The sequence below is a fragment of the Klebsiella sp. RHBSTW-00215 genome (assembly GCF_014103785.1).
Lineage (GTDB): Bacteria > Pseudomonadota > Gammaproteobacteria > Enterobacterales > Enterobacteriaceae > Klebsiella.
This window is the reverse complement of the sequence record NZ_JABXQS010000001.1, coordinates 5,178,857-5,203,991: the sequence shown is the minus strand read 5'-3', so window position 1 is coordinate 5,203,991 and position 25,135 is coordinate 5,178,857. Positions and strand designations below refer to the sequence as shown.

Genomic DNA, 25,135 nt, shown 5'->3' with positions numbered 1-25,135 from the left:
ATGCGGATAATAGCGAATTTTCTGCCGCCAGGCGAATTACGCGCTAACAGTGTTGCTGGCCTTAATGTGCTGCCAGAAACGCTCGGCGGATTGATTGAGCCGCGCACCGGAGCGGTAGATATAAGCGCCGATCGGCAACGACAGGCTCTCATCCATTATCGCCAGCCGGCCTTCCTCAAGCTCGCGCTTGATAGAGTACTGCGGCAGCCAGCCCACGCCGTCGCCGTTGAGGATCATGCGTTTGAGCAGTTCGCTCATCGATGAAACAAAGGTCAGCGAAAAGGTAATCTCCGGTTTGCGGTCGATAACCTGATTCACCTGGCGACCCATATAGCTATCGTTGGCGTATTTCATCAGCGGCAGCACGCCGCGATGTAAATTAAAAAGCGGTCTACCGTGTTTATCGCAAGGTGAGACGAGATGCAGCGCCGAGTCGAAAATTTTGTGATTGATAAACGGATAGTTCATCAGCTCTTCATTATAAAACGACAGAATGAAATCGCTTTTTCCCTCTTTAAGATTGAATACCGCGTCGTTGACGTTAATCGATTCAACATGGAAAGTCTTATTCTTGCGGTCGGTATAACCGGCGATAATTTCGGGGAGTAATAAAACGGAAAGCGAAGGCGCGGCGTCAATTCTTATTTTCTGGGTGGTGTTATTCAGCCCTTTTATTCGACTGATTTGAAATTCCATATCGTCGAGCATATTTCGCGCGTAGCCGATGAAAATTTTTCCACGGTTGGTCAACTGTAGCGGGTTTGCCGCGCGGTCAAAGATGCTGAAACCCAGCGAGGCCTCGAGTGCCTGGATGCGGCGGCTAAAGGAAGACTGTGAAATATTTCTACTTTTGGCCGCGAGCGTGAAGCTTCTGGACTCTTCCAGAGCAATCACATCGTAAAGCCATTTTACTTCAAGATTCGCCAGCACAGACCCGATCCTCAACACTGCATTAATAGCTATGCAATTTTAGCATAACGCATAGAAACTATGCAATTAACACAATCAATCACAGGTGTTAACATTTTCTGGAGTTCAGCTTATTACTTAGCAGTAAAAGCAGCATTTTCAAAAGTACAGGCGACACCCTACACGAGCACGATTTTAAATCGCAGCTCTGGTCTGCTCATCCTGTTTATTTATTTTCTGCCAGGATTTATCTGCTAAAAATAATCCGCCAGATTAAACAGGCTGAAATAACCGATGCATCTTATCCAGCCAATAGTTTGTCAGGAGTTCCATGTCACGTATTGAATCAGTAAAAGACGCTCTTCTTGAGCTTGGTATTCAGGAAAGCAGCGAGCTGTTTTACAACCCCGATTACGATCTGCTGATTGCGCATGAAACCAGCGCGGAATTAACCGGCGCGGAGCGTGGCGTCATGACCGAGTCCGGCGCGGTTGCCGTGGATACCGGCATTTTTACCGGACGTTCTCCGCGCGACAAATATATTGTCAGAGATTCCCTAACGCGCGATACCGTCTGGTGGGCCGACTCCGGTCTCGGTCGTAACGATAATAAACCGTTAACAACGGAAATCTGGGCTGACCTGAAGGCGCTGGTGGCCGGACAGCTTAGTGGCAAAAAATTGTATGTCGTTGATGCCTGGTGCGGTGCCAGTCCGGCGACACGCCTGGGTGTACGCTTTGTCACCGAGGTGGCGTGGCAGGCGCATTTCGTCAAAAACATGTTTATTGCTCCCAGCGCCGAAGAGCTGGCTGAATTTACACCGGACTTCGTGGTGCTCAACGGTGCGGGATGCACCAACGAAAAGTGGCAGGAACAAGGGCTTAACTCTGAGAACTTTGTCGCCTTTAATCTTAGCGAGAACATTCAGCTGATCGGCGGTACCTGGTACGGCGGCGAGATGAAGAAAGGACTCTTCTCGGTAATGAACTATCTGCTGCCTCAGCAGGGGATTGCCTCAATGCACTGCTCGGCCAACCGCGGGGAAGCGGGCGACGTCGCGCTGTTCTTCGGCCTTTCTGGTACCGGTAAAACGACGCTTTCCACCGACCCGTTGCGCCAGCTCATCGGCGATGATGAGCACGGCTGGGATGACGACGGCGTGTTCAACTTTGAAGGCGGTTGTTACGCCAAGACTATCAATCTTGATCCGCAGGCTGAACCGGAAATTTATCGTGCGATTCGCCGCAATGCGTTACTGGAGAACGTGGTGGTCAGAGCTGACGGTAGCGTCAATTACGCCGATGGCAGTAAGACCGAAAACACCCGGGTCTCGTATCCTTTAGCGCATATCGAAAATATCGTTAAGCCGGTATCCCGTGCGGGCCATCCGTCGAAGGTGATTTTCCTTGCCGCCGATGCTTTTGGCGTACTGCCGCCGGTTTCTCGTTTAACGACCGAACAGATGCAATATCACTTCCTGTCCGGCTTTACCTCGAAGCTGGCCGGTACCGAGCGCGGCATTACTCAGCCCACGCCAACCTTCTCAGCCTGCTACGGCGCGGCGTTCCTGCTGCTGCACCCGACGCAGTACGCCAGCGTTCTGGCGGCAAAAATGGCGGAATCGGGGGCCGAAGCCTGGCTGGTGAATACTGGCTGGAACGGGGAAGGCAAACGCCTGTCGCTGCGCGATACGCGTAATATCATCAACGCCATTTTAAACGGCACCATCGGCGAGCTGCGTGAAGAGGCGGTTCCGATCTTTGGTCTGTCGATCCCTGAAAGCGTTCCTGGCGTAGAGAGCGCGCTGCTCGACCCGCGCAGCGGCTGGTCATCTGCCGATAAGTGGCAGGAGAAAGCGGAAAGCCTGGCGCAGCTGTTTATGGATAACTTTAAACAGTATAGCGATACCGAGGCGGGAGCCCGTTTAGCCTTAGCCGGTCCGACGTTGGATAAATCAGCGGTTACGGCTTAATTCCGATAGCTAAAGCTGGATTAGACATTGTGCTCGTATTTCTGCCGGGTGGCGGCTAGCGCCTTACCCGGCCTGCGAAAACCAAATCCGTCACCTGGCAATTCCCTGAGTGGCTTTTTGACAGCAATGTGAACCCGGGCACCCGCTCGGGTTTTTTATTGTGCCGTTTTGGTCAGCAAAAAATCGATTAAGGCTTTCACCCGCTTCGTTTTCCCGGCGCTTTTCGGATAGTAAAGATAAACCGGCGGATAGGTTTTCCAGTAAGGCTCCATGACCGGAATAAACCTTTCCCGATCCGGCTGTAGCCAGTGGATGGGCTCAAACAATCGGCCAATGCCCAATCCGCTGCGGATCCCGTCGGCCATAACGTCAATGTCGTTGCTGATGAGCTGTCCCGGCATTTCTACGGTGAGCTGTTCTCCTTTATCTTCCAGCATCAGGGGCAGGATACGGTTGTTGGTGATAAACCGGTAGCCGATCAGCCTGTGCTGATGAAGGTCAACCGGCGTAACCGGGGTGCCAAATTCTTCAAGATAGGCCGCCGAAGCGTAAAGCCCTTCGCGAAAAGGCTTCAGCAACTGACGGGCGACAACGCCACCCTCAAGAATATCGCCAAAGCGGATACCCAGGTCGAATCTCTCCTCAATGATATTGATGGTTCCATCATAAACCGAAATCTCCAGTTGCACGCCAGGGTAACGCTGGCAGAACTCGGACATAAAAGGTTTAAGTATCAGCAGGTAAGCAAAGCGGGAGAGGGTAATTCGAATCAGGCCGGAAGGCTGCTGGCTACTCTCCTTAATACTGTCGAGGGCTTTTTCCAGCGAATCGACCGCCGCAGAGGTTTGCTGCAAAAGCTGTTGCCCGGCATCGGTGAGCTCAATGCGCCGGGTGGTGCGGATAAACAGCGGATGACCAAGGTGCTGCTCAAGGAGTTTTAGCGCTTTACTGACTGAAGGCGGGGTGATTTCCAGTTTGCGTGCCGCCGCCGAGATGCTTCCCTCCCGGGCAATGCTTTGAAAGATTCGGATTTGATTGTAAATCACGTTATTCATCACTTCATCCTGGGTGCGTATTGTTAGCCATTATCTAAAAGTCTTTGAACTATTAATACTCTAAAAAAAAGAATAGCGGCTGTTTATACTGTTTGCATGTTCAACAATACCTTGTAATAGAAAGAAAAATGCAAAATATACTGATCGTTTCAGGGCATCCCAATCTGAGTGAGTCCGTCGGCAATGCCGCTATTCTTAACGAGGTGGCGCGAGCGCTGCCTGATGTTGAAATCCGTCGTCTGGATAGGCTCTATCCTGATTTCAATATTGATGTCTTAGCCGAGCAGGAAGCGCTGCTGAAAGCTGATGTTATCGTATGGCAATTTCCGTTCTCCTGGTATTCGCTGCCGGGGTTGATGAAATTATGGCTCGACCAGGTCTTTGTTCATGGTTTTGCCCACGGCTCAAAGGCTAAGCTCGGCGGTAAAAAACTTCTCCTCTCGTTTACCACCGGTGCTCCTTCAGCACTTTATGCCGCTGATGGTTTTTTCGGTCATGCCGTTGAGGATTACCTGTCTCAGTTTGCGACCACCGCCGCGTTGTGCAATCTGGAGTGGCAAGCGCCGATTTATACCTGCGGGATCAGCTATGCCGAGCGTGATGAGGCCAAAATAGCGCAGCAGGAAGCGATGGCTCAGGATCATGCTGGTCGCCTGATTGCCGCCTTAAACGCGTTATCCTGAGCAGATAAACCGGGGGTGACCAAATGCAATACAGACAGTTGGGCAACAGTGAGTTAACGGTATCGCGTATTTGCATGGGATGTATGGGATTTGGCGACGCCACCGCAGGCCAGCACAGCTGGACGCTTGATGAATCATCCAGCCGCGAAGTTATCCGCTATGGGCTGGAGCAGGGGATTAATTTTTATGACACCGCGATTGCCTACCAAAATGGTTCCAGCGAACGCTATGTCGGACGGGCGCTGCGCGACATGGCAAAGCGCGATGACGTAGTGGTCGCGACGAAATTTCTGCCGCGAACGGCGCAGCAGATCGCAGATGGCGTAAGCGGCCAGCAGGCTATCGCACAATCTCTCGACCAGAGTCTGCGCAATCTGGGAATGGATTACGTCGATCTCTACATCTACCATATCTGGGACTACAACACGCCGATTCTTGACGTTCTTGAGGCGCTGCATCACGCGGTTAAAGTGGGGAAAGTACGCGCCATTGGTATTTCAAATTGCTATGCGTGGCAACTGGCCAAAGCCAATGCGCTGGCCGAACGTGAAGGCCTGACGCCCTTTGTTTGCGTGCAAAGCCACTACAATCTGATTATGCGCGAGGACGAACGCGAGTTGGCCGGGCTGTGCGCCGAGGATAATATCGCGATGACCCCTTATAGTGCGCTGGCCAGCGGTCGGCTTGCTCGCCTGGGTGATAATCAAACCCGACGCGCCAGCGAAGATACTTATGCCAAAGGGAAGTACGATAAAACGGCGCAGCAGGACCGGGTTATCATTGAACGGGTGGCTGAGCTTGCGGCGCGCCATCAGGTTTCGATGACGGAAATCTCCCTTGCCTGGCTGTTAACCAAAACCACAGCGCCAGTGGTTGGCGCAACGAAAAAACATCATATTGACGGTGCGGTAAATGCGGTCAATTTACAGCTTAGCGACGATGAGATTCGTTATCTGGAAGCGTGTTATCAACCGCATGCTCTTTCGGGGATCATGGCGCAAAATACGGCGCAAACTAAAGACCAAAAGCAGGTCTGGACGCGTTGATCGAATATGGTCGCCGCCGCAATCGTTGGGGTCGCGATTTACCGGTTGGCGTGCTTATGGCAGGGAAATACCTGACCACGTCCGTTCAGTGCATCTGTTAAAAAAGATTATGTCGTGTTGATAGTTGTGCGCAAAATTGAGCAGACTCGCTACACTAGCCTCACGCATTTGCTGCCCTATTTTATTCATGAACAAAAAACGTTACCGGTTACGAACCCTTATGCTATTTCTGTCAGTTGGCGGGATAGTGTTGACCTCTGTGCTTCTGCTGAGCGCATTGACGGTGTTTCAGAAAGGAAATATTGAGAATAGCCTGCTGCAAGGCAATATTGCCTACGCACGCAAGCTTGCTGATACCACCGATCGCTATCTGGGCGTTGCACAGCAAGAACTGGCATACAGCGCCCGCCTGATCATCGGGCTTCACGATCGTAAGCAGTTGAGAGAAGAGGCTGACAGGCTGCGGATGCAGTCCGGTTTTTTCAATTCAGTGGTGATAGTGACGGCTGATGCGGTGATTGCTGCAACCTCCCCAGAGAGCCTCAATCTGGTTGGATTAACGTTACACTCTGAAGCCAGCAAGCATGCCATCCGCAGCCAAAAAGCTTATATATCACCGCCATTCACCTCCGCGACGGGTAACTATGTTGTCTTTATTTCGCAACCGTTATTCTCACCCGAAGGCCACTACATTGGCTTTATTGGCGGTACTATCTATCTAAAAAAACACAGCATGCTGAGTGAAATTCTGGGTCAGCATTTTTATGCAAACCAGGCAGATGTCAGTATTGTCACAGCAGAAGGGCGGATTCTTTTTAGCGACGATCCTGTGTTGATTGGTACCGACGTAAGTACTGATTCGGCCATCAAAGCCAGACTGGCGCACGCGGGCAGCGGTCACTTCGTGGATAAACAAAAAAGTGGTGCCAACCTTATCGGCTATGCAAGCCTGCAGCAGGCCGACTGGAAGATTTTCATTTCAGGCACCTCTGAAAACGTCTCTCGTATTTTGATGAAAACCATCATTAATGCTTTCTGGTTCACTCTGGGCATTATTATTCTGACTATCGCTATAGTGATATTTTTTGCCGGGCGTATCTCTATGCCTCTGGAAAAACTGGCCAAATTTACCCGCACTGAAGATAGCGATAAAGCGCTTAAGCAACTGGCTCAGCTCAATCCTGGCTATCAGGAGGCGGAGCGTCTGAGGGAAGCCGTCAGCCATCATCTGGAAACGATGTCGCGACAGGTTAATTTACTAAGCGATGAGGCAATGACGGATCCGCTAACGGGTCTTTATAACCGTAAAGGGTTCAGCTCTTTGGTTGAAGATCGTTTTTTGGTCGGTGAACACTGCGTCATTGCTATTGATATTGACCACTTCAAGGACATCAACGATCGCCTGGGTCATGATGGGGGGGATGCGGTTCTGGTTAGCTTTGGCAAACTGCTTCGATCGCTGGCGCGGCAAAATGATATTGTCTGCCGGTTTGGTGGGGAAGAATTTATCCTCTTCCTACCGGATTGCACTCTTGAGACAGCGGCTTCTGCCGTGGAACGCATAAGGGTTGCGGTATCCGAGACGCAGTTTCCAAACGGCGCCAAAGTGACTCTTTCGGCCGGGGTGGCAGCACTCGCTGATTGTGATGATATCAGCCAACTCCTGAGGCAGGCGGATCTGGCAATGTATCAAGCCAAAGGAGCCGGGAGGAATCAGGTGTGGGTTAGTGATAAGCAAGGATTTGCACTTTACAAAAATTGAGCAGGCGGGAGCCGTATCACCTGTCTTGCTGAAGGCTCGGATCCTCAAAAAATTATCGCATCAATGTTGTTAGCCTGCTGGCGGCTTTTTATCCGTGCTTAACCCAGAGTAATTTTTCTACCGGGAAACCCAGTTCGCGAGCAATGACGAGATACTCTTGCTTGATGGCATCGGGGATCGTCGGCGTGCGCGCCAGGATCCACAGGTAATCACGATTTGGGCCGCTGACTAACGCGTATTGATATTTATCATCCAGCGCGATCACATTGTAGCCACCATAAAACGGCCCAAAGAATGAAACTTTAAGCGCTGCAGTGGTCGGTGCGCCGGTAAAAAAGGCTTTGCCTTGGCTCTCATTCCATTTTTGTTTCTGCGGATCAAAACCCCGGTTGAGAACGCTGATCCCGCCATCATCGCGTTTACCGTAAGTTGCGGTTACTCGTTCAAGACCGCGTTCAAAACGATTCTCCAGGCGCGCGACTTCGTACCATTTGCCAAGGTAGCGACCAGCGTCAAACCCTGTGATGGGCTGGACCCCCTTCGGAGGGGTTGGGGATTTACAAGCAACCAATGTCAGTGCAATAGCGACGCCGGTCAGAACGGGCCATATTTTCATCGGAAGTCCTTTTATCAACTCGGTGAAAATTAAGTGTAGTCCAGGCTTTCGGCGTTTCATTCGCTGTGGTAATAATCGCTGTATATTAGGAAAAATCTATTTCCCCCGATGCACGCTGCCTGACTTCAGCTGTGAACTCGCCGGATGCTTGTAAATTGGTTATCACAGAATGTTGAATATATTTCCGGGGTAACGGTGCTAACGTTTCCATGTTATTTAAACCACAGGAAAACATCGTGAAAAAACTCTCCAGCTTGATTCTGCTATCTACCATGTCAATTGTTCCAGCTGCGCTTAGTGCTCCTGCAGGAACTCTGAGTGTGCACATTCTTAACCAGCAAACCGGTCTTCCTTCATCGGGGGTTACGGTTACGCTTGAAAAACAGCAGCAGAATAACTGGACTCAGCTAGCAAATGGCAAAACTGATAGCGATGGCCGCATTAAATCGCTTTATCCCTTAGAGGAGGATATGCAGCCGGGAATTTATAAAGTGACGTTTAAAACGGGCGAACAATTCCGCAACCAAAAGCTGGAGTCATTCTTCCCGGAGATTCCGGTACTGTTCACCGTTACCCGTACTAATGAAAAACTGCATATTCCTCTGTTGTTGAGTCAGTACGGCTATTCTACCTACAAAGGGAGTTAAGCACTCTTGCTCATCGTCCCGCATCATGGAAGGTATGATGAGAGCTACTATAGCTGAAAAGAAGGGATGCTCAGCAGGTGATGAGGACCAGGACCAGACCTGCGAGTAAGCAGGCCTGGTCATTCGAGGACTATTGATGCTGCTGCAGTATTTTCAGGAAATCTTGTTTGTTGGAGATGAGTGACAACGCTCTGGCAATAATTTCATCGCTAAAAATAGAGGCGATCTCTCTCAGGACATCGATATGCTCGCTCTCTTTAGCAATAACGCCGATAGCAATGAACATGACATTGCTTCTATCCCAGATTACGCCATCAGGAAACTGAAAGATTTCCACTCCGCTTTTAACAATGATATTGGTTGCTGACTTAGGAAGATGCGGCAGCGTAATGCCGTTACCTAAAAAAGTAGAGACCTGACGTTCTCTCTCGTTGAGGAAAACAACGCAATCCTCGCTGACATATCCCTTTTTTCTGAAGTCAGCACCAATCATGGAAAGAACTTCGGCCTTATTTTTGGCCTGGCATGATAAGTGCAAATTATCCAGCGTAATATTATCAATCATAATCCGCTTTCCTTTGTCGCTGTGTTGAGTCGTGCATCATATTTATTCGATGAAAGTTCTTCTTCTAACTGTTCCAGCGATTTGTTCGATGTTTCTGGCAACGCTGTTATGACAAAGATGATAGCTAAATAGTTAATGGCAGCGAAGATAAGGAACACCGGGCCTAACCCGAGCTTGGCCTGTAATAAAGGGAACAGATAGCTGACTATCGCATTCATTACCCACATGAAAAATACCGAGATACCCATCGATAATCCGCGGAATTTCAGAGGGAAGAGTTCGGCTAAAACCACCCATGTAATAAAGCCCATTGTCCCCTGCATGACCCCAACGAACATCGCACCCAGCAGCCAGATTGCTGTGGCTTTAATATCACCGACGAGGGTGTAGTCTACGCCAGCGATAATCAGGTGAAGGGTCGCCATGAGAGCAAAGCCGTAGATGATGATGGTCTTGCGTTTAAAACGGTCAACGAGGTACATCACGCCGAATATCATGCCACCTACTGAAAATACGCCATTGAGCACGTTGCATATCAATGAAGTTCTTTCCGAGAACCCCGCAGTACTCAGGATTTCCGTGCCGTAGTACATAATGACGTTGACGCCGGTGGTTTGCTGCAAGGCGGCCCAAACGATGCCAACGATGAGTAATTTGAGAATCCACGGTGTCTGAAGAATCGTTACAAAAGAGTTTTTATTAGCCAGTTTTTTATCTGCTTCGATTTTAATTAACGTTGTGATGTCATTGAATTCTTTCATCGCACGTTCGAGCGGGCGGATTTGTTTTAATATTTCGAGGGCTTCTTCATGGCGGTTTTTACTGATCAGCCAGCGAGGGCTTTCAGGCGAGCGCAACATACCGATAAACAGGCAGATGGCGGGTATGGTTTGTACCATTAGCATATATCGCCAGACTTCGGGGAGGTGGCCCCAGACAATGCCTATAATAGCGTTGATGGCAAATGCGGCCAACTGTCCGATAACAATCGCCACTTCGTTTAAGCCAGTCAGTTTACCGCGCATTTCCGTTGGTGCGACTTCAGAAATAAATGTTGGCGCGGTTACTGAGGCACCACCGACAGCATAACCCAGAATAAAACGAGAAATAAGAAGAACCGTGATATCTGGAGCAAGTGCGGACATTAGTGCGCCGATGAAAAAAACAAATGATAAAAAGAGCAGGTACTTTCTTCTGCCAAAGAAATCGGCGAACTTCCCTCCGAAAACGCTACCTAAGGCGGCACCGATCAGCAACACGCTCATCACCAGACCTTCTGTGGTTGGTGTCAGAGCCATATATTGTTTCAGTGAGGAAAATGCACCATTAATAACTCCGGTGTCGTAACCGAATAGCAGGCCGCCAAATGTTGCTACTAAAGTTATTTGGTGTAGTCGTTTTCTCTGTTGTAGGTTCAGATTCATTATAAGAGACATTTTTATACCTTTTGTTTTGATTAACGGCACAAGATAAAAATAAATCACCCCCAGCCATGGCCGATCTTTTAGTTCGCTGGCATATGACGGGCATGAAATGATTTTTGTTCTTTGTGCTACTTAGCTCTTTTGGTTATTCGCTAAATAAATCCGGTCAAAGAGGCTTCTTTTGATTAATGATGAATCATTAGTATATGTAGGGTTTTTTCCTCCGGGATCGTTGGCGTACAGAATGTCCCCGGTAGCATTTTCGTGTGAACTGGTGGTGGTATGGCAACCGCAAACATAGACGGTACCAATAAATTCTGATCTCACTTCTCTCATGGAATCCTCCGGGGGGTTAGGATTTCTGCTGCACCTTAGCGTAATCAAAGTGCGTTTAGTGAGGTGAGATTATGGCATTTAATTTTGAAATGAAAATGCAAATAGATCACATTTTGGAAATTTCATTTCGATTGTGATAGGTCCGAATGAGTACTCATGGCGTCAGATACAATGTGTTTTTTATAACATATTGATATTAAATGTTATTTTTTAACATTTAAAAGATTGTGGATTATGGTTTTTTAGGATCTAATGTTAAATTTATGATATGTATCACATTTGTTATTAAAGCTCATTAATGAAATTAAAATTCTATTTTTGTATTTATTTTATATTTTATTCGAAATTTGATGGGCTGAAAGCCACTCCCGGCAGCACCTGGATGGTAAGTCTGGGTTGGCAAGAGAAGTGGTAAAGGGTAGGGGCACGGATCTTTACTGTTTGACTTGTGACCGCTAATTCAAATGTATCTTGTATGAGTCGGGGCATAAAAAATCCACGCATCTGCGTGGATTTTTTAGTGATAAAAAGAGATTAGACGTTGAACAGGAAGTTCATGATATCGCCATCTTTCACAATATAATCTTTACCTTCAGCACGCATTTTCCCGGCTTCTTTAGCACCTTGCTCACCTTTATAGGTAATAAAGTCTTCAAAGGCGATGGTTTGGGCGCGGATAAAGCCTTTTTCGAAGTCGGTGTGGATTTTACCTGCCGCCTGCGGTGCGGTTGCGCCTACTGGGATCGTCCACGCACGAACTTCTTTCACGCCAGCGGTGAAGTAGGTTTGCAGGTTCAACAGTTCGTAACCAGCGCGGATAACGCGGTTCAGACCCGGTTCTTCAATTCCCAGTTCTGCCATGAACTCCTCGCGATCGGCATCGTCGAGTTCAGCGATATCGGATTCAACAGCGGCGCAAACGGCAACCACCACAGAACCTTCCGCAGCCGCGATTTCGCGCACTTTATCGAGGTACGGGTTATTCTCAAAACCGTCTTCGTTGACGTTAGCGATATACATGGTTGGCTTCAGGGTCAGGAAGCTCAGGTATTTAATCGCTGCTTTGTCTTCTTCGGTCAGGTTTTTCAGCGCACGCAGCATACCGGCGTTTTCCAGCTGCGGCAGGCATTTTTCCAGAGCCGCCTGTTCAGCTTTAGCGTCTTTATCGCCGCCTTTGGCCTTTTTCTGTACGCGGTGCAGGGCGCGCTCACAGGTGTCCAGATCGGACAGCGCCAGTTCGGTGTTGATAACTTCGATATCGTCAGCCGGATCCACTTTATTGTTAACGTGAATAATGTTGTCGTTTTCAAAGCAGCGCACCACGTGACCGATAGCTTCGGTTTCACGAATGTTGGTCAGAAACTGGTTACCCAGACCTTCGCCTTTAGACGCGCCTTTTACCAGACCTGCGATATCGACGAATTCCATGGTGGTTGGCAGAATACGCTGCGGTTTGACGATTTCAGCCAGTTTGTCCAGACGCGGATCGGGCATCGGAACGACACCGGTGTTCGGCTCGATGGTACAGAAGGGGAAGTTGGCCGCTTCAATACCCGCTTTGGTGAGCGCATTGAACAGGGTGGATTTGCCGACGTTGGGCAAACCGACGATACCGCATTTGAATCCCATGATTTAAATCACCTTAATCTTTGGATAATCAACCTGTTACAGTGAGCAGATTGTAGAAAAGTAAATAGCTTTGCCTATTATACACCGTGCGCGGCAAAAATTCCGCACGTCGACTGGTTATTGCGCTTTAAAAGCGTGCAATCGATTGGTTGCTTTAGTGAGACCCTCTTTCAGCCAAACTTCGGTACAACGCACCGCTTGGTCAACAGCTTCATCAATGAGCTTCTGTTCGCTAACGGGCGGTTTCCCCAAAACAAAACCGACAACTTTATTTTTATCGCCCGGATGACCGATTCCCACACGTAAGCGGTGAAAGTTCGGGTTATTACCCAGTTTGCTGATGATGTCTTTCAGGCCATTATGGCCGCCATGGCCGCCGCCAAGTTTGAATTTAGCTACGCCGGGCGGCAGGTCGAGCTCATCATGGGCCACCAGAATTTCATCTGGATTGATGCGAAAGAAGGTTGCCATTGCCGATACGGCTTTACCGCTAAGATTCATAAAGGTGGTGGGAACCAGCAGACGAACATCTTCGCCAGCAAGGTTAATCCGTGAGGTGTAGCCGAAGAATTTGCTCTCTTCGCGCAGCGGTGCGCGGTTGCGCTCAGCTAATAAATCTACATACCAGGCACCGGCGTTATGTCGGGTCGCGGCGTATTCAGCGCCGGGATTGGCCAGGCCGACAATCAATTTTATGGTCACTTTTCTATCCTGAGTGGGTCGTTCTCTGGCGCGTAGTGTACTGTCTGCGCGCGCGGTTGACAAAATTCTGCCAGCGAAACGCTGCATGTCATGATGGTTTCGGGTTTGAACAATTAGAATTTGATGTAGTTCAGTAGGTTATTTGTAAACTTTTGTTGGTTTGATGTTCGCTTATGTGATCGTCCACGCAATCGCTTTATTGGTCATTGTCTATACTATACCTACAAGATTTGGGGATATTCCCATGCAACCCAAGGTTCCGGAGGTGACATATGAAACGCAGAAACGCTTCGTTACTCGGTAATGTGCTGATGGGGTTGGGGTTGGTCGTCATGGTTGTCGGCGTTGGTTACTCTATTCTAAACCAGCTTCCGCAGCTTGACCTGCCGCAGTTTTTTGCGCATGGCGCAATCTTAAGCATTTTTGTCGGCGCGGTTCTGTGGCTGGCAGGTGCGCGTATCGGCGGCCATGAACAGGTCAGCGACAGATACTGGTGGGTTCGTCATTACGACAAACGCTGCCGCCGCGATCAGCATCGCCACAGCTGAGTGAATTCCATTCCACCAGCCGTTCAGTACGGCTGGTGCGTTCTATCATAGCCTGGGCAGGCTATCCCTCTATTGTCGTCTAAATTTCCCTTTCGTTACCCTTTTTGAATATTACGGCGTGATCCAAATTCGTATACTTAGCACTTGACCCTGACGTAACGTCAGACAGCAGTGTGGCGTCACTGGTAAACGAAAGGAGCAGTCATGTTAATTCAGGTGGGAGAACTGGCGAAGCGTGCCGGAATAACCGTTCGCACGCTACATCACTATGAACAAACAGGATTGCTGACCCCTTCAGCCAGAAGCGCGGCGGGTTACCGGCTATACAATCTGGCGGCCGTTCAGCGGCTGCATACGATCAAGGTGTTGGCTCAGGCCGGGCTGGAACTCGCCACTATTAAGGACTATCTCGCCAGGGATGCTTTCTCGCTGTCTGACCTGCTGGTCAAGCAGATAACCACTCTTGATCGGCAGCTACAAACCATCTCAACGCTACGCGAACGGCTGGCGCTGCTGCGCGATGAGTTAGACAGGGGAAGCGACCCCGATCTGGAATCCTGGCTACAGATGCTGGAGCTAATGAAAATGTACGATCGCTGGTTTAGTCAACAGGAACTACAGGTGCTGCCGTTCGCGGAACAGGATGAGCAACGTAATCAAGCCTGGCGGGCGCTGGTTAATGAAGTTCAGGGATTAATGCGCAAGCAATGCCCGTCAGATGCCCCTCAGGCGATGAGTCTGGCGACCCGCTGGATGGAACAGTTAGAGCAGGATACCGCTGGACGGCCTGAATTTTTGACCCGGCTGAATGAAATGCATGCCGCCGAACCACAGATGTGCGAACAAACCGGCGTTACCCCGCAGATCATTGACTTTATCACTCACGCTTTTGCGGAAAGTAAACTGGAAATCTGGGCGCGCTATCTGAACGCCGAGGAGTTGGCGTTCACCCGGCAGCACTATTTCGATCGGCTGCTGGAATGGCCGGCGTTAGTGGCGGAACTGCATTATGCGTGTCGCGAACAGCTGACACCGGCTTCATCGCAAGGACAGCAGCTTGCACAACGCTGGCTGGCGTTGTTTCAATCTTACGCCGGGGATAACCCGCAAACTCAGCAGAAGTTTCGCTACGCGATGGAGCAGGAGCCGCATTTGATGAAGGGAACGTGGATGACCCCGGAGGTGCTTGCCTGGCTTCAGCAGGCTATAGGGGTGATGATGCGGCAGGCGCAGGGGCCTGCCGCCAGGTAATTAAATGTCCGCCAGCGCGGCGTTACGATCCGGGTAAAAGCTCAGGCGGCCCGCAATCGGTTTAACGCCCGCGCGCGCCAAAGTGCGCAGCGGTTGAAACTCGAGGTTAGAGACGCGCAGCTCACAGCCTTCCGGCAGCTTACTGACAAAGCGCTGGAAGGCATCAAGTCCACCGGCATCCAGCACCGGCACCGCATCCCACTTCAGCACAACGATACGTTTACCTTCAACCCGCGTTTCCAGATCGGTAAACAGCCCCTCAGCGGCAGCGAAGAACAGTGGCCCTATCACGCGTAGCACCAACACATCTTCAGGCACTTCAACGTTGACCGGCGCGAGGCGAGTCATGCGCGCAATCCGGCGCATAAACAGCAGTGAGGCCAGCACGATGCCCACGCTGATGGCGATAACCATATCAAATAGCACGGTCAGCGACATACACATCAGCAGCACGATAATGTCGTCTTTCGGGCCGTGACGCAGTAAGTTCACAACCTTATGCGCCTCGCTCATATTCCATGCCACCATCAGCAGCAGCGCCGCCATCGCGGAAAGCGGCAGCCAGGAAAGCAGCGGCGCGAGGACCAGTAGCGCCATGATCACCAGCAGGGCGTGGATCACGGCGGAAACCGGTGAGGTTGCGCCAGCACGGACGTTTGCTGCTGAACGGGCAATGGCGGCAGTGGCGGTAATACCGCCGAAGAACGGTGCAACGATGTTGCCAAGGCCCTGGCCAATCAGTTCACTATTGGCTTTATGCTTGGTGCCGGTCATGCCATCCAGTACCACGGCGCAGAGCAGCGATTCAATCGCCCCCAGCATAGCCATCGAAAACGCCGCCGGGAGCAGTGCCTGCAGCGAGGCCCAACTGAGCGTAAAGTCCGAACCGGGCATATCCCACGGCAGAACCAACTGCGGCAGCAGTTGCGGAATACCGTTGCCCTGGCTGCCGTCGGCGAGAATATAGTGGAATTGAGAGCCGATAGTGGCGACGTGGCCGCCAACCAGGTTGACTACGCCCATCACCGCACAGCCTGCCAGTAGAGCTGGAAGGTGTCCTGGAAGACGGATCCCCAGGCGTGGCCAGAAAATTAAGATCCCTAGCGTGACCACGCCAATAGCCGCATCACCGAGGTTAATCGTCGGCAGGGCCATAAACAGTGCGCCGACTTTCTGCAAATAATGTTCAGGCACGTGGGCCATCTGCAGGCCGAGGAAATCTTTAATCTGCATGGTACCAATGGTGATACCAATCCCGGAGGTAAAACCGAGCGTGACCGACAGCGGGATGTACTCAATCAGGCGACCAAAGCGTGCCAGGCCGAAAAGAATTAAAAACACCCCCGACATTAACGTCGCCACCAGCAGCCCCGCAAGGCCAAACTGCTGCGAAACCGGGTACAAAATGACCACGAAGGCAGCGGTTGGTCCTGAGACGCTGAAGCGCGACCCACCGGATAGTGCGATGACGATCCCGGCGACAGCGGAGGTATAAAGTCCGTACTGTGGCGCTACGCCGCTGCCTATTGCCAGCGCCATCGCCAGCGGAATAGCGATGATCCCGACGGTAATCCCGGCAATGACATCGCGGGTAAATCGCGATGCGGTATATTTTTCTTTCCAGCAAGCGTCGATGAGGGCGCGGAAAGGCATCACATGTGAGGAAAATAATCTATTCACAATAATGTTTCATCCATGAGCGCATCATCTGTCAACTGAATGGCAGGTGAAGGAGGCATTAATCATACAAATTAGGTTTAGAGACAAAAAAACCCGCCGCAGCGGGTTTTTATGCCGGGCTCGATTAGTGTTCGAACATGGCAGAGATGGATTCTTCGTTGCTGATACGACGAATCGCTTCGGCCAGCATGCCAGACAGCGTCAGAGTACGAACTTTTGCCAGCGCTTTGATTTCTGGTGCCAGTGGAATGGTATCGCAGACGACGAATTCGTCAATCACAGAGTTTTGGATATTCTGGATAGCATTACCTGAGAAGATCGGGTGCGTTGCGTAAGCGAATACGCGTTTAGCGCCACGTTCTTTCAGTGCTTCTGCTGCTTTACACAGGGTACCGCCGGTATCAATCATATCGTCAACCATCACGCAGTCACGACCAGCGACGTCACCGATGATGTGCATCACCTGAGAGACGTTAGCGCGCGGGCGACGTTTGTCGATAATAGCCATGTCGGTATCGTGCAGCAGCTTGGCAATAGCACGAGCACGAACGACGCCGCCGATGTCCGGAGAAACCACAATCGGGTTATCCAGATTCAGCTGCAACATGTCTTCCAGCAGGATTGGGCTGCCGAATACGTTATCAACCGGAACATCAAAGAAGCCCTGAATTTGTTCTGCATGCAGATCAACGGTCAGGACACGGTCGACGCCAACGCTGGACAGGAAGTCGGCAACCACTTTTGCGGTGATAGGTACGCGAGCAGAACGAACACGACGGTCCTGGCGAGCATAACCGAAGTAAGGGATAACAGCGGTGATACGACCTGCCGAAGCACGACGCAGAGCATCAACCATAACAACCAATTCCATCAGGTTGTCATTGGTGGGAGCACAAGTGGACTGGATGATGAAAATATCACCACCGCGTACGTTTTCATTGATTTGTACGCTGACTTCGCCGTCGCTAAAACGACCTACAGCGGCGTCGCCAAGAGAAGTGTACAGGCGGTTGGCAATACGTTGTGCTAGTTCCGGGGTAGCGTTACCAGCAAAAAGCTTCATATCAGGCACGAGAAGAACCTCAGGCATGCGTCCAGTGGTGGATGAAACGGGCCAAGAACTGTGCGGGTCGGCACGATTCCATCCAGGCGGTGTATTTAAAGAGCTCGATGCAACGTCTGGAACAGGGTGACGTTGTCACCGTAACTCAGTATCCCCGGCGTACTCGCCGTTTTTTGCTAAATTCAGCAGGACTTAGAGCAGCGATTGCTTGAGCGGAGAGATGTTAACACCTCGCGCTACAAAGCCATGCAGCCATGCCGGGGCTTTTTTAAGCACCTGACGAGCGGCGGATTCAGTGTCAAATTCAGCAAACACACATGCACCGGTACCAGTCAGGCGCGACGGCGCATATTCTAGCAGCCAGGAAAGCGCCGCATCAACCTCGCGAAAACGTTTTCTTGCGATAACCTCGCAATCATTGCCGAATTTACATTTTAATAACGTATTAATTGACCTGCTTGGGGTATCACGAGGAAGTTCCGGATCGCGAAAAATGATCGGTGTTGGAATACTGACCCCAGGATGGGCGACCAGATACCACTTTTCTTCTGGCTCTACCGGCGTCAGGATTTCACCCACGCCTTCGGCAAAAGCCGCATGACCGCGAACGAACACCGGCACGTCAGCACCTAGCTGCAAACCTAAAGCGGCCAGTTCATCCTCTGAAAGATGGCAGCCCCATAGATGATTAAGCGCCACCAGCACGGTGGCGGCATTGGACGAGCCGCCGCCGAGACCGCCGCCCATGGGGAGAATCTTATCGATGCTGATGTCGGCGCCGCTGCCTGCGGGCAGGGTCCCGCGCTCAGAGGCTGCCTGCATTAATAACCTTGCCGCGCGGATAATCAGGTTCTCATCATCCGGCACGCCGTCCACCGGCGTCAGCAGGCGCAGTTGACCATCATCACGCGTTTCGATGGTCAACGTGTCGCCATAATCAAGGAACTGAAACAGCGTCTGCAGCGTGTGATAACCATCGGCGCGCTGTCCGGTAATGTACAAAAACAGATTCAGCTTCGCAGGAGAGGGCCAGCGGGTCATCATTTCACAATCCAGTTATCCATTTTCAGCTTGATGCGCTGACTGCCGTTGTTGAGTTCCATATTGGCAGGAAGTGAGGGTTTCGTATCAGTGGTGTAGCCGCTATAGGTGACATGCCAGGTCTTGCCATTTTGCGTGTAGTTCAGCTCGCGTAGACGATACTGGTCATCAAGAGCGTAATCGGTCGCCTCACCCGGCAGGCCGATAATCCACTGGCGCAGGCTGTTGAGCGGAATCGGCATCCCGGTCAGGCGGCCAATCATCTCTTCTGCATCGGTCGCAGTGTAGGTCTGTCCTTTATTGTCGATCATCTGCACGCTGCCCGGCTGCGCGGTCAACGACAGTTCTGTGCTGCCGAGCGGGTTAGTCAGCAGCAGACGATAGCGGTCCTGGCCAGTCTGCTGCCAGAAGAAGCGGGCATACACTTTTTGTTCATCTGAGAGGTAAGCAAAAGCGCCGCGTGTCTGGAACTGATTGAGATTGCGGACATCTTGCTGATGCTGACGCCACTGCGGAGCGTCAGGGCTTTTACCTGGTCCTTGCGGAGCGTTAATCGTACAGGCGGTCAGAACGAGGCTTGCCAGCGGCAACAGGCGGAACAGTCGATTCATAATGATGACAAATCCTTGATGTCTACAGTGAAATACGGCGAATGGGATAAAGTCGCGGCCGATTTGTGTAGCGGGTTACAATAATAACCTTTAATGCTAGCGTCGCCGGGCGGTAGCGTCTACGTTCAAGTTGTCTGAAATCAAAAAATTACCGTTAATGGCTATTACTGATTAGCTATTACTCCAAAAGGGGAGGCTCTCTTTTATTGATTACGCGCATCCTGTATGATGCCCCCAGACTAACCTTAGCAACGCTGGTACTACTCCCTCACAATGACCCTTTTAGCTCTTGGCATTAATCACAAAACAGCCCCGGTAGCGCTGCGAGAACGCGTAACGTTTTCGCCGGATACGCTCGACCAGGCGCTGGAGAGCTTGCTGGCTCAGCCAATGGTGCAGGGCGGGGTGGTGCTGTCGACCTGCAACCGTACGGAACTTTACCTCAGCGTTGAAGAGCAGGATAACCTCCAGGAAGTCCTGATTCGCTGGCTGTGCGACTATCATGGCCTGAATGAAGACGAACTGCGTAAAAGCCTCTATTGGCACCAGGATAACGATGCGGTCAGCCATTTGATGCGCGTTGCCAGCGGACTGGACTCGCTGGTGCTTGGCGAACCACAGATCCTCGGACAAGTGAAAAAAGCCTTTGCCGATTCCAGCCGCGGGCATCTGAACGTCAGCGAACTGGAGCGCATGTTCCAGAAGTCGTTCTCGGTGGCCAAACGCGTGCGTACCGAAACTGATATCGGTGCCAGCGCGGTCTCCGTCGCGTTTGCTGCCTGTACTCTGGCGCGTCAAATCTTTGAATCACTGTCAAGCGTCACGGTGCTGCTGGTCGGCGCCGGGGAAACCATCGAACTGGTGGCCCGCCATTTGCGTGAGCACAAGGTGCGCAAGATGGTGATTGCCAACCGTACCCGTGAGCGTGCTCAGGCGCTGGCCGAAGAAGTCGGCGCAGAGGTCATCTCCCTGAGTGATATCGACGAACGTTTGAAAGAAGCCGACATTATTATTAGCTCTACCGCCAGCCCGCTGCCTATTATCGGCAAAGGGATGGTGGAGCGCGCGTTGAAGGCGCGCCGTAATCAGCCGATGCTGCTGGTAGATATCGCGGTACCGCGTGATGTTGAACCCGAAGTTGGTAAGCTGGCGAACGCTTATCTCTACAGCGTGGACGATCTACAAAACATCATTCAGAATAATCTGGCGCAGCGAAAAGCCGCGGCGGTGCAGGCTGAAACCATTGTCGAGCAGGAAACCAGCGAATTTATGGCCTGGCTGCGTGCCCAGAGCGCCAGCGAGACTATCCGCGAATATCGTTCCCAGGCTGAGCTGGTCCGCGACGAGCTGACGGCGAAGGCGCTTGCTGCGCTGAGCCAGGGCGGCGATGCGCAGGAAATCATGCAGGACCTGGCACGTAAGTTGACTAACCGCCTGATCCACTCGCCAACCAAATCTCTTCAGCAGGCTGCCCGTGACGGGGATGATGAACGCCTGCATATTCTGCGCAACAGCCTCGGGCTGGAATAGCGCACCTTTCTCTCTTTTTTAGGACAGGGTGATTTCACGCCTATGAAGCCTTCTATTGTTGCCAAACTGGAAGCTCTTTACGAGCGCCACGAGGAAGTTCAGGCGCTACTCGGCGACGCTGCGACCATCGCCGATCAAGATAAATTTCGCGCATTATCGCGAGAGTACGCACAGCTGAGCGACGTGGCTCGTTGCTATACCGACTGGCGTCAGCTGCAGGGTGATATTGAAACTGCGCAGATGATGCTCGACGACCCGGAAATGCGCGAAATGGCGCAGGAAGAGCTGCGTGAAGCGAAAGAAAAAGGCGAGCAGATGGAACAGCAGCTGCAGGTTCTGCTGCTGCCAAAAGATCCGGATGACGAACGTAACGCTTTTGTCGAAGTGCGCGCCGGTACCGGCGGTGATGAAGCAGCGTTGTTCGCAGGCGATCTGTTCCGTATGTACAGCCGTTATGCCGAAGCCCGCCGCTGGCGTGTTGAAATCATGAGCGCTAACGAAGGCGAACATGGTGGTTTTAAAGAAGTGATTGCCAAGATCAGCGGCGATGGCGTCTATGGTCGCCTGAAGTTCGAATCTGGCGGTCATCGCGTTCAACGCGTACCGGCAACCGAGTCTCAGGGGCGTATCCATACTTCTGCCTGTACCGTGGCGGTGATGCCGGAGCTGCCGGAAGCCGAAATGCCTGAAATTAACGCGGGCGATCTGCGTATTGATACCTTCCGCTCTTCGGGTGCTGGCGGTCAGCACGTTAACACCACCGATTCGGCTATTCGTATTACCCACTTGCCGACCGGTATTGTCGTCGAGTGCCAGGACGAACGTTCACAGCACAAAAACAAAGCCAAAGCCTTGTCGGTGCTGGGCGCGCGTATTCGCGCTGCGGAAGTGGCTAAACGCCATCAGGCGGAAGCCTCTGAACGCCGTAACCTGTTGGGCAGCGGCGATCGCAGCGATCGTAATCGCACCTATAACTATCCGCAGGGGCGCGTCACCGACCACCGCATCAACCTGACGCTTTACCGTCTGGATGAGGTGATGGAAGGAAAACTTGATATGCTCATTGAGCCGATCGTGCAGGAATATCAAGCCGATCAGCTGGCAGCGCTTTCCGAGCAGGAATGATGACATTTCAGCAGTGGTTGACCCGGGCCATAACCCGCCTGAGCCAAAGCGAAAGTCCGCGCCGGGATGCCGAAATCTTGCTCGGCCACGTGACCGGCAAAGCGCGGACTTATATTCTCGCGTTTGACGAAACGACTCTGACGGAGCAACAGTTAGCTGAGCTGGAAACGCTACTCAGCCGTCGCACGCAGGGTGAGCCGGTGGCTCACCTGGTCGGTCAGCGTGAGTTCTGGTCGCTGCCGCTGTTTGTCTCCCCGGCGACGCTTATTCCGCGCCCGGACACCGAATGTCTGGTTGAGCAGGCCCTGGAGCGATTGCCTGGGGCACCGTGCCGGATCCTCGATCTCGGCACCGGCACTGGCGCTATCGCTCTGGCGTTAGCCAGCGAACGCCCGGACTGTCTGCTGACAGCCGTCGACTTTATGCCTGATGCGGTTGCGCTGGCCGAGCGCAACGTCGCTCATCTCGCTATCGATAACGTCACCGTGCGGCAAAGCAACTGGTTCAGCGCGCTCGCCGGGCAGCAATTCGACATGATAGTCAGCAATCCCCCCTATATCGACGAAACCGACCCGCATCTTGAACAGGGCGATGTGCGCTTTGAGCCAAAAACGGCGCTGGTTGCTGCCGACAGTGGACTGGCTGATTTGGCGCATATTATCCGTGAAGGCCGTCGTTTCCTCGTCCCTGGCGGCGTTATGCTGCTGGAGCATGGCTGGACGCAGGGTGAAGTGGTGCGCGAGTTATTTCGCGAGGCCGGGTACCTCGATGTCTCCACCTGCCGCGATTACGGAGATAACGAACGTCTGACGTTGGGGCTGATACCGGGAGGGCCGCATGAATCTGTTTAGCGCCGTGCTGTATCTGCATATTGCCAGCGTGGTGGTCTCGGTCAGCCTGTTCGTGTTGCGCTACTGGTGGAGCTGGAGCGGTAATCGTCTGCTCAATCAGCGCTGGGTACGCATTGCGCCGCACTGTAGCGATACCGTGCTGTTTCTCAGCGGCGCAGGATTAATGGCAATAACGCACTATCTGCCGTTTACCGAGGACGGTACATGGCTGACTGAAAAGCTGTTTGGCGTTATCATTTATATCGCATTGGGTTTTATCGCGTTGGGCCGTCGTCGCCCGCGCAGCCAGCAGAGTCGGTTTATCGCCTTTCTGTTGGCCCTGGTGGTGTTGTTCATCATCATTCAACTCGCCATCACAAGAATACCGTTACTGGGGTAAGTCATGAGGTCGTTAGCTGATTTCGAATTTAATAAAGCGCCATTATGTGATGGCATGGTCCTCATTTCCGAATTAATCCGCGACGATTTTCCGACGCACTATGTGCAGGATGAACTGGAGCGGTTGCTAGGTCTGGCGCAGGAGGAGATTGCTTCTTCCTGGGATCAGGAACGCCAGATCGAGCGTTTGCTGGAACTTTTTTACAAGGACTGGGGATTCAGCGCATCCCACGGCGTCTACCGCCTGTCCGACGCTCTGTGGATTGATAAGGTTCTGAACAACCGACAGGGCAGCGCGGTGTCGTTAGGTGCTGTCCTGTTGTGGATAGCTCAGCGTCTGTCGCTGCCGGTTGTACCGGTGATTTTCCCAACGCAGATGCTGCTTCGCGCCGATCCCGAAGAGAGCGAAGAGATGTGGCTTATCAACCCGTTCAATGGCGAAACCCTGAACGAGCACACTCTGGAGGTCTGGCTGAAGGGCAATATTAGTCCGCTTGCCGAGCTGTTTAATGAGGATCTCGATGAGGCTGATAACGCGGAAGTGATCCACAAACTGCTTGATACTCTGAAATCAGCCCTGATGGAAGAGCGGCAGATGGAACTGGCGTTAGGCACCAGCGAGGCGCTTTTGCAGTTCAATCCAGAAGACCCGTATGAAATTCGCGATCGTGGACTGATTTACGCCCAGCTTGAGTGCGATCATGTGGCATTGCAGGATCTCAACTACTTCGTGGAGCAGTGCCCGGAAGACCCGATCAGCGAAATGATCCGCGCGCAGATCAACACCATTTCGCATAAACAAATTACATTGCATTAGTCTGAAACCAATCCGGTTACACCCTGATAAGGCGAACTTATGAAACAAAAAGTGGTTAGCATTGGTGATATCAACGTAGCAAACGACCTGCCATTCGTTCTGTTTGGTGGGATGAACGTGCTGGAGTCCCGCGATCTTGCGATGCGTATCTGCGAACACTATGTGACCGTCACGCAGAAGCTGGGCATTCCCTATGTGTTCAAAGCCTCTTTTGATAAAGCTAACCGTTCTTCCATCCACTCCTATCGTGGGCCGGGTCTGGAAGAAGGGATGAAGATTTTCCAGGAGCTGAAACAGACTTTTGGTGTGAAAATCATCACCGATGTTCACGAAGCCAGCCAGGCGCAGCCGGTTGCTGATGTGGTTGACGTTATCCAGCTGCCAGCGTTCCTGGCGCGCCAGACTGACCTGGTCGAAGCGATGGCGAAAACCGGTGCGGTCATTAACGTTAAGAAACCGCAGTTCGTGAGCCCGGGCCAGATGGGTAACATCGTCGATAAATTTATCGAAGGCGGTAACGACCAGATTATTCTGTGCGATCGCGGTGCTAACTTCGGCTACGACAACCTGGTTGTCGATATGCTGGGCTTTGGCGTGATGAAAAAATCGTCCAACAACTCACCGGTTATCTTCGATGTGACCCACGCGCTACAGTGTCGTGACCCGTTTGGCGCAGCTTCCGGCGGTCGTCGCGCGCAGGTTGCCGAACTGGCGCGTGCGGGTATGGCGGTTGGTATTGCGGGCCTGTTTATTGAAGCGCATCCGGATCCGGAACACGCGAAATGCGATGGTCCGTCCGCGCTGCCGCTGGATAAACTGGAGCCGTTCCTCAAGCAAATGAAAGCAATTGACGATCTGGTCAAAGGCTTTGATGAGCTGGATACCAGCAAGTAA

Annotated in this window: 24 protein-coding genes; 13 read left to right on the top strand and 11 right to left on the bottom strand. The window is 51.9% G+C overall.

Annotated elements, in window-relative coordinates; translation table 11 throughout:
* Nucleotides 1–36 precede the first annotated feature (36 nt).
* Nucleotides 37–930, bottom strand: coding sequence for a LysR substrate-binding domain-containing protein (locus HV127_RS24800; protein ID WP_182239487.1), 894 nt, complete (start codon nucleotides 928–930; stop codon nucleotides 37–39).
* Nucleotides 931–1,240: 310 nt separating this feature from the next.
* On the opposite strand from HV127_RS24800, the gene pckA reads away from it, so the two are divergent.
* Nucleotides 1,241–2,881: a phosphoenolpyruvate carboxykinase (ATP) gene (pckA, locus tag HV127_RS24795; RefSeq protein WP_182239485.1), complete on the top strand. Its 1,641-nt coding sequence runs from the start codon at nucleotides 1,241–1,243 to the stop codon at nucleotides 2,879–2,881.
* A gap of 155 nt (nucleotides 2,882–3,036) precedes the next feature.
* Here the strand turns inward: pckA and HV127_RS24790 are convergent, their stop codons facing one another.
* Nucleotides 3,037–3,936 carry a LysR family transcriptional regulator gene (locus tag HV127_RS24790; protein ID WP_182239483.1) on the bottom strand — a complete coding sequence of 300 codons (900 nt, stop codon included), beginning with the start codon at nucleotides 3,934–3,936 and terminating at the stop codon, nucleotides 3,037–3,039.
* A gap of 128 nt (nucleotides 3,937–4,064) precedes the next feature.
* Between HV127_RS24790 and HV127_RS24785 the strand changes: the two genes are divergently transcribed.
* From HV127_RS24785 to HV127_RS24775, 3 genes are all read left to right on the top strand, one after another.
* Nucleotides 4,065–4,619, top strand: coding sequence for an NAD(P)H-dependent oxidoreductase (locus HV127_RS24785; RefSeq protein WP_182239481.1), 555 nt, complete (start codon nucleotides 4,065–4,067; stop codon nucleotides 4,617–4,619).
* 23 nt (nucleotides 4,620–4,642) lie between these two features.
* Entirely contained in the window at nucleotides 4,643–5,665 is a 1,023-nt protein-coding gene (locus tag HV127_RS24780; protein WP_182239479.1) for an aldo/keto reductase, read from the top strand.
* Nucleotides 5,666–5,852: 187 nt separating this feature from the next.
* Nucleotides 5,853–7,427 carry a GGDEF domain-containing protein gene (locus HV127_RS24775; protein ID WP_182239476.1) on the top strand — a complete coding sequence of 525 codons (1,575 nt, stop codon included), beginning with the start codon at nucleotides 5,853–5,855 and terminating at the stop codon, nucleotides 7,425–7,427.
* Between the two features lie 88 nt (nucleotides 7,428–7,515).
* Here HV127_RS24775 and HV127_RS24770 read toward each other — a convergent pair whose 3' ends face one another.
* On the bottom strand, nucleotides 7,516–8,043 hold the full coding sequence (locus HV127_RS24770; protein ID WP_182239474.1) for a lipocalin family protein: 528 nt from the start codon (nucleotides 8,041–8,043) through the stop codon (nucleotides 7,516–7,518).
* Between the two features lie 236 nt (nucleotides 8,044–8,279).
* Here HV127_RS24770 and uraH point away from each other — a divergent pair, with 236 nt between their 5' ends.
* A complete protein-coding gene (gene uraH, locus HV127_RS24765) occupies nucleotides 8,280–8,690 on the top strand; it encodes a hydroxyisourate hydrolase (protein WP_182239472.1) in 411 nt (136 codons plus the stop codon).
* Between the two features lie 130 nt (nucleotides 8,691–8,820).
* Here uraH and HV127_RS24760 read toward each other — a convergent pair whose 3' ends face one another.
* The 4 genes from HV127_RS24760 to pth all read right to left on the bottom strand — a co-directional run bounded on the left by HV127_RS24760 (nucleotide 8,821) and on the right by pth (nucleotide 13,346).
* On the bottom strand, nucleotides 8,821–9,255 hold the full coding sequence (locus HV127_RS24760) for a PTS sugar transporter subunit IIA (RefSeq protein ID WP_112213362.1): 435 nt from the start codon (nucleotides 9,253–9,255) through the stop codon (nucleotides 8,821–8,823).
* The gene (locus HV127_RS24755; RefSeq protein ID WP_182239470.1) at nucleotides 9,252–10,691 is read right to left on the bottom strand and encodes a sugar porter family MFS transporter; all 1,440 of its coding nucleotides are present in this window, start codon (nucleotides 10,689–10,691) and stop codon (nucleotides 9,252–9,254) included. The genes HV127_RS24760 and HV127_RS24755 overlap by 4 nt, the downstream gene beginning before the upstream one ends.
* Before the next feature lie 858 nt (nucleotides 10,692–11,549).
* Nucleotides 11,550–12,644, bottom strand: a complete 1,095-nt coding sequence (ychF, locus tag HV127_RS24750) for a redox-regulated ATPase YchF (protein WP_110274204.1) — start codon at nucleotides 12,642–12,644, stop codon at nucleotides 11,550–11,552.
* A 117-nt stretch (nucleotides 12,645–12,761) separates the two neighbouring features.
* Nucleotides 12,762–13,346 (bottom strand): aminoacyl-tRNA hydrolase, encoded by a 585-nt coding sequence (gene pth, locus HV127_RS24745; protein WP_182239468.1) that lies wholly within the window; start codon nucleotides 13,344–13,346, stop codon nucleotides 12,762–12,764.
* A 272-nt stretch (nucleotides 13,347–13,618) separates the two neighbouring features.
* On the opposite strand from pth, the gene ychH reads away from it, so the two are divergent.
* Together ychH and HV127_RS24735 are read left to right on the top strand one after the other, a co-directional pair.
* The gene (gene ychH / locus HV127_RS24740) at nucleotides 13,619–13,894 is read left to right on the top strand and encodes a stress-induced protein YchH (protein ID WP_004103160.1); all 276 of its coding nucleotides are present in this window, start codon (nucleotides 13,619–13,621) and stop codon (nucleotides 13,892–13,894) included.
* 204 nt (nucleotides 13,895–14,098) lie between these two features.
* A complete protein-coding gene (locus tag HV127_RS24735) occupies nucleotides 14,099–15,145 on the top strand; it encodes a MerR family transcriptional regulator (protein ID WP_182239466.1) in 1,047 nt (348 codons plus the stop codon).
* On the opposite strand, the gene dauA is transcribed toward HV127_RS24735, so the two are convergent.
* From dauA to lolB, 4 genes are all read right to left on the bottom strand, one after another.
* Nucleotides 15,146–16,825: a C4-dicarboxylic acid transporter DauA gene (gene dauA, locus HV127_RS24730; RefSeq protein ID WP_182239464.1), complete on the bottom strand. Its 1,680-nt coding sequence runs from the start codon at nucleotides 16,823–16,825 to the stop codon at nucleotides 15,146–15,148.
* Between the two features lie 124 nt (nucleotides 16,826–16,949).
* Nucleotides 16,950–17,897 carry a ribose-phosphate diphosphokinase gene (gene prs / locus HV127_RS24725; RefSeq protein ID WP_110274385.1) on the bottom strand — a complete coding sequence of 316 codons (948 nt, stop codon included), beginning with the start codon at nucleotides 17,895–17,897 and terminating at the stop codon, nucleotides 16,950–16,952.
* A 183-nt stretch (nucleotides 17,898–18,080) separates the two neighbouring features.
* Nucleotides 18,081–18,929 carry a 4-(cytidine 5'-diphospho)-2-C-methyl-D-erythritol kinase gene (gene ispE / locus HV127_RS24720; RefSeq protein ID WP_182240814.1) on the bottom strand — a complete coding sequence of 283 codons (849 nt, stop codon included), beginning with the start codon at nucleotides 18,927–18,929 and terminating at the stop codon, nucleotides 18,081–18,083.
* The gene (gene lolB, locus HV127_RS24715; RefSeq protein ID WP_182239462.1) at nucleotides 18,929–19,540 is read right to left on the bottom strand and encodes a lipoprotein insertase outer membrane protein LolB; all 612 of its coding nucleotides are present in this window, start codon (nucleotides 19,538–19,540) and stop codon (nucleotides 18,929–18,931) included. Before lolB ends, ispE begins: the two co-directional genes overlap by 1 nt.
* A gap of 273 nt (nucleotides 19,541–19,813) precedes the next feature.
* Between lolB and hemA the strand changes: the two genes are divergently transcribed.
* From hemA to kdsA, 6 genes are read left to right on the top strand one after another with little or no spacing between them, the layout of a single operon-like run.
* A complete protein-coding gene (gene hemA, locus HV127_RS24710) occupies nucleotides 19,814–21,070 on the top strand; it encodes a glutamyl-tRNA reductase (RefSeq protein ID WP_182239460.1) in 1,257 nt (418 codons plus the stop codon).
* Between the two features lie 42 nt (nucleotides 21,071–21,112).
* A complete protein-coding gene (gene prfA / locus HV127_RS24705; RefSeq protein WP_182239458.1) occupies nucleotides 21,113–22,195 on the top strand; it encodes a peptide chain release factor 1 in 1,083 nt (360 codons plus the stop codon).
* Entirely contained in the window at nucleotides 22,195–23,046 is an 852-nt protein-coding gene (prmC, locus tag HV127_RS24700; protein WP_182240812.1) for a peptide chain release factor N(5)-glutamine methyltransferase, read from the top strand. The genes prfA and prmC overlap by 1 nt, the downstream gene beginning before the upstream one ends.
* On the top strand, nucleotides 23,033–23,425 hold the full coding sequence (gene sirB2 / locus HV127_RS24695) for an invasion regulator SirB2 (RefSeq protein WP_182239456.1): 393 nt from the start codon (nucleotides 23,033–23,035) through the stop codon (nucleotides 23,423–23,425). Before prmC ends, sirB2 begins: the two co-directional genes overlap by 14 nt.
* A 3-nt stretch (nucleotides 23,426–23,428) precedes the next feature.
* A complete protein-coding gene (gene sirB1 / locus HV127_RS24690) occupies nucleotides 23,429–24,241 on the top strand; it encodes an invasion regulator SirB1 (protein ID WP_112213372.1) in 813 nt (270 codons plus the stop codon).
* 39 nt (nucleotides 24,242–24,280) lie between these two features.
* Complete coding sequence (kdsA, locus tag HV127_RS24685; RefSeq protein WP_110274193.1) at nucleotides 24,281–25,135, top strand: 3-deoxy-8-phosphooctulonate synthase; 855 nt, start codon at nucleotides 24,281–24,283, stop codon at nucleotides 25,133–25,135.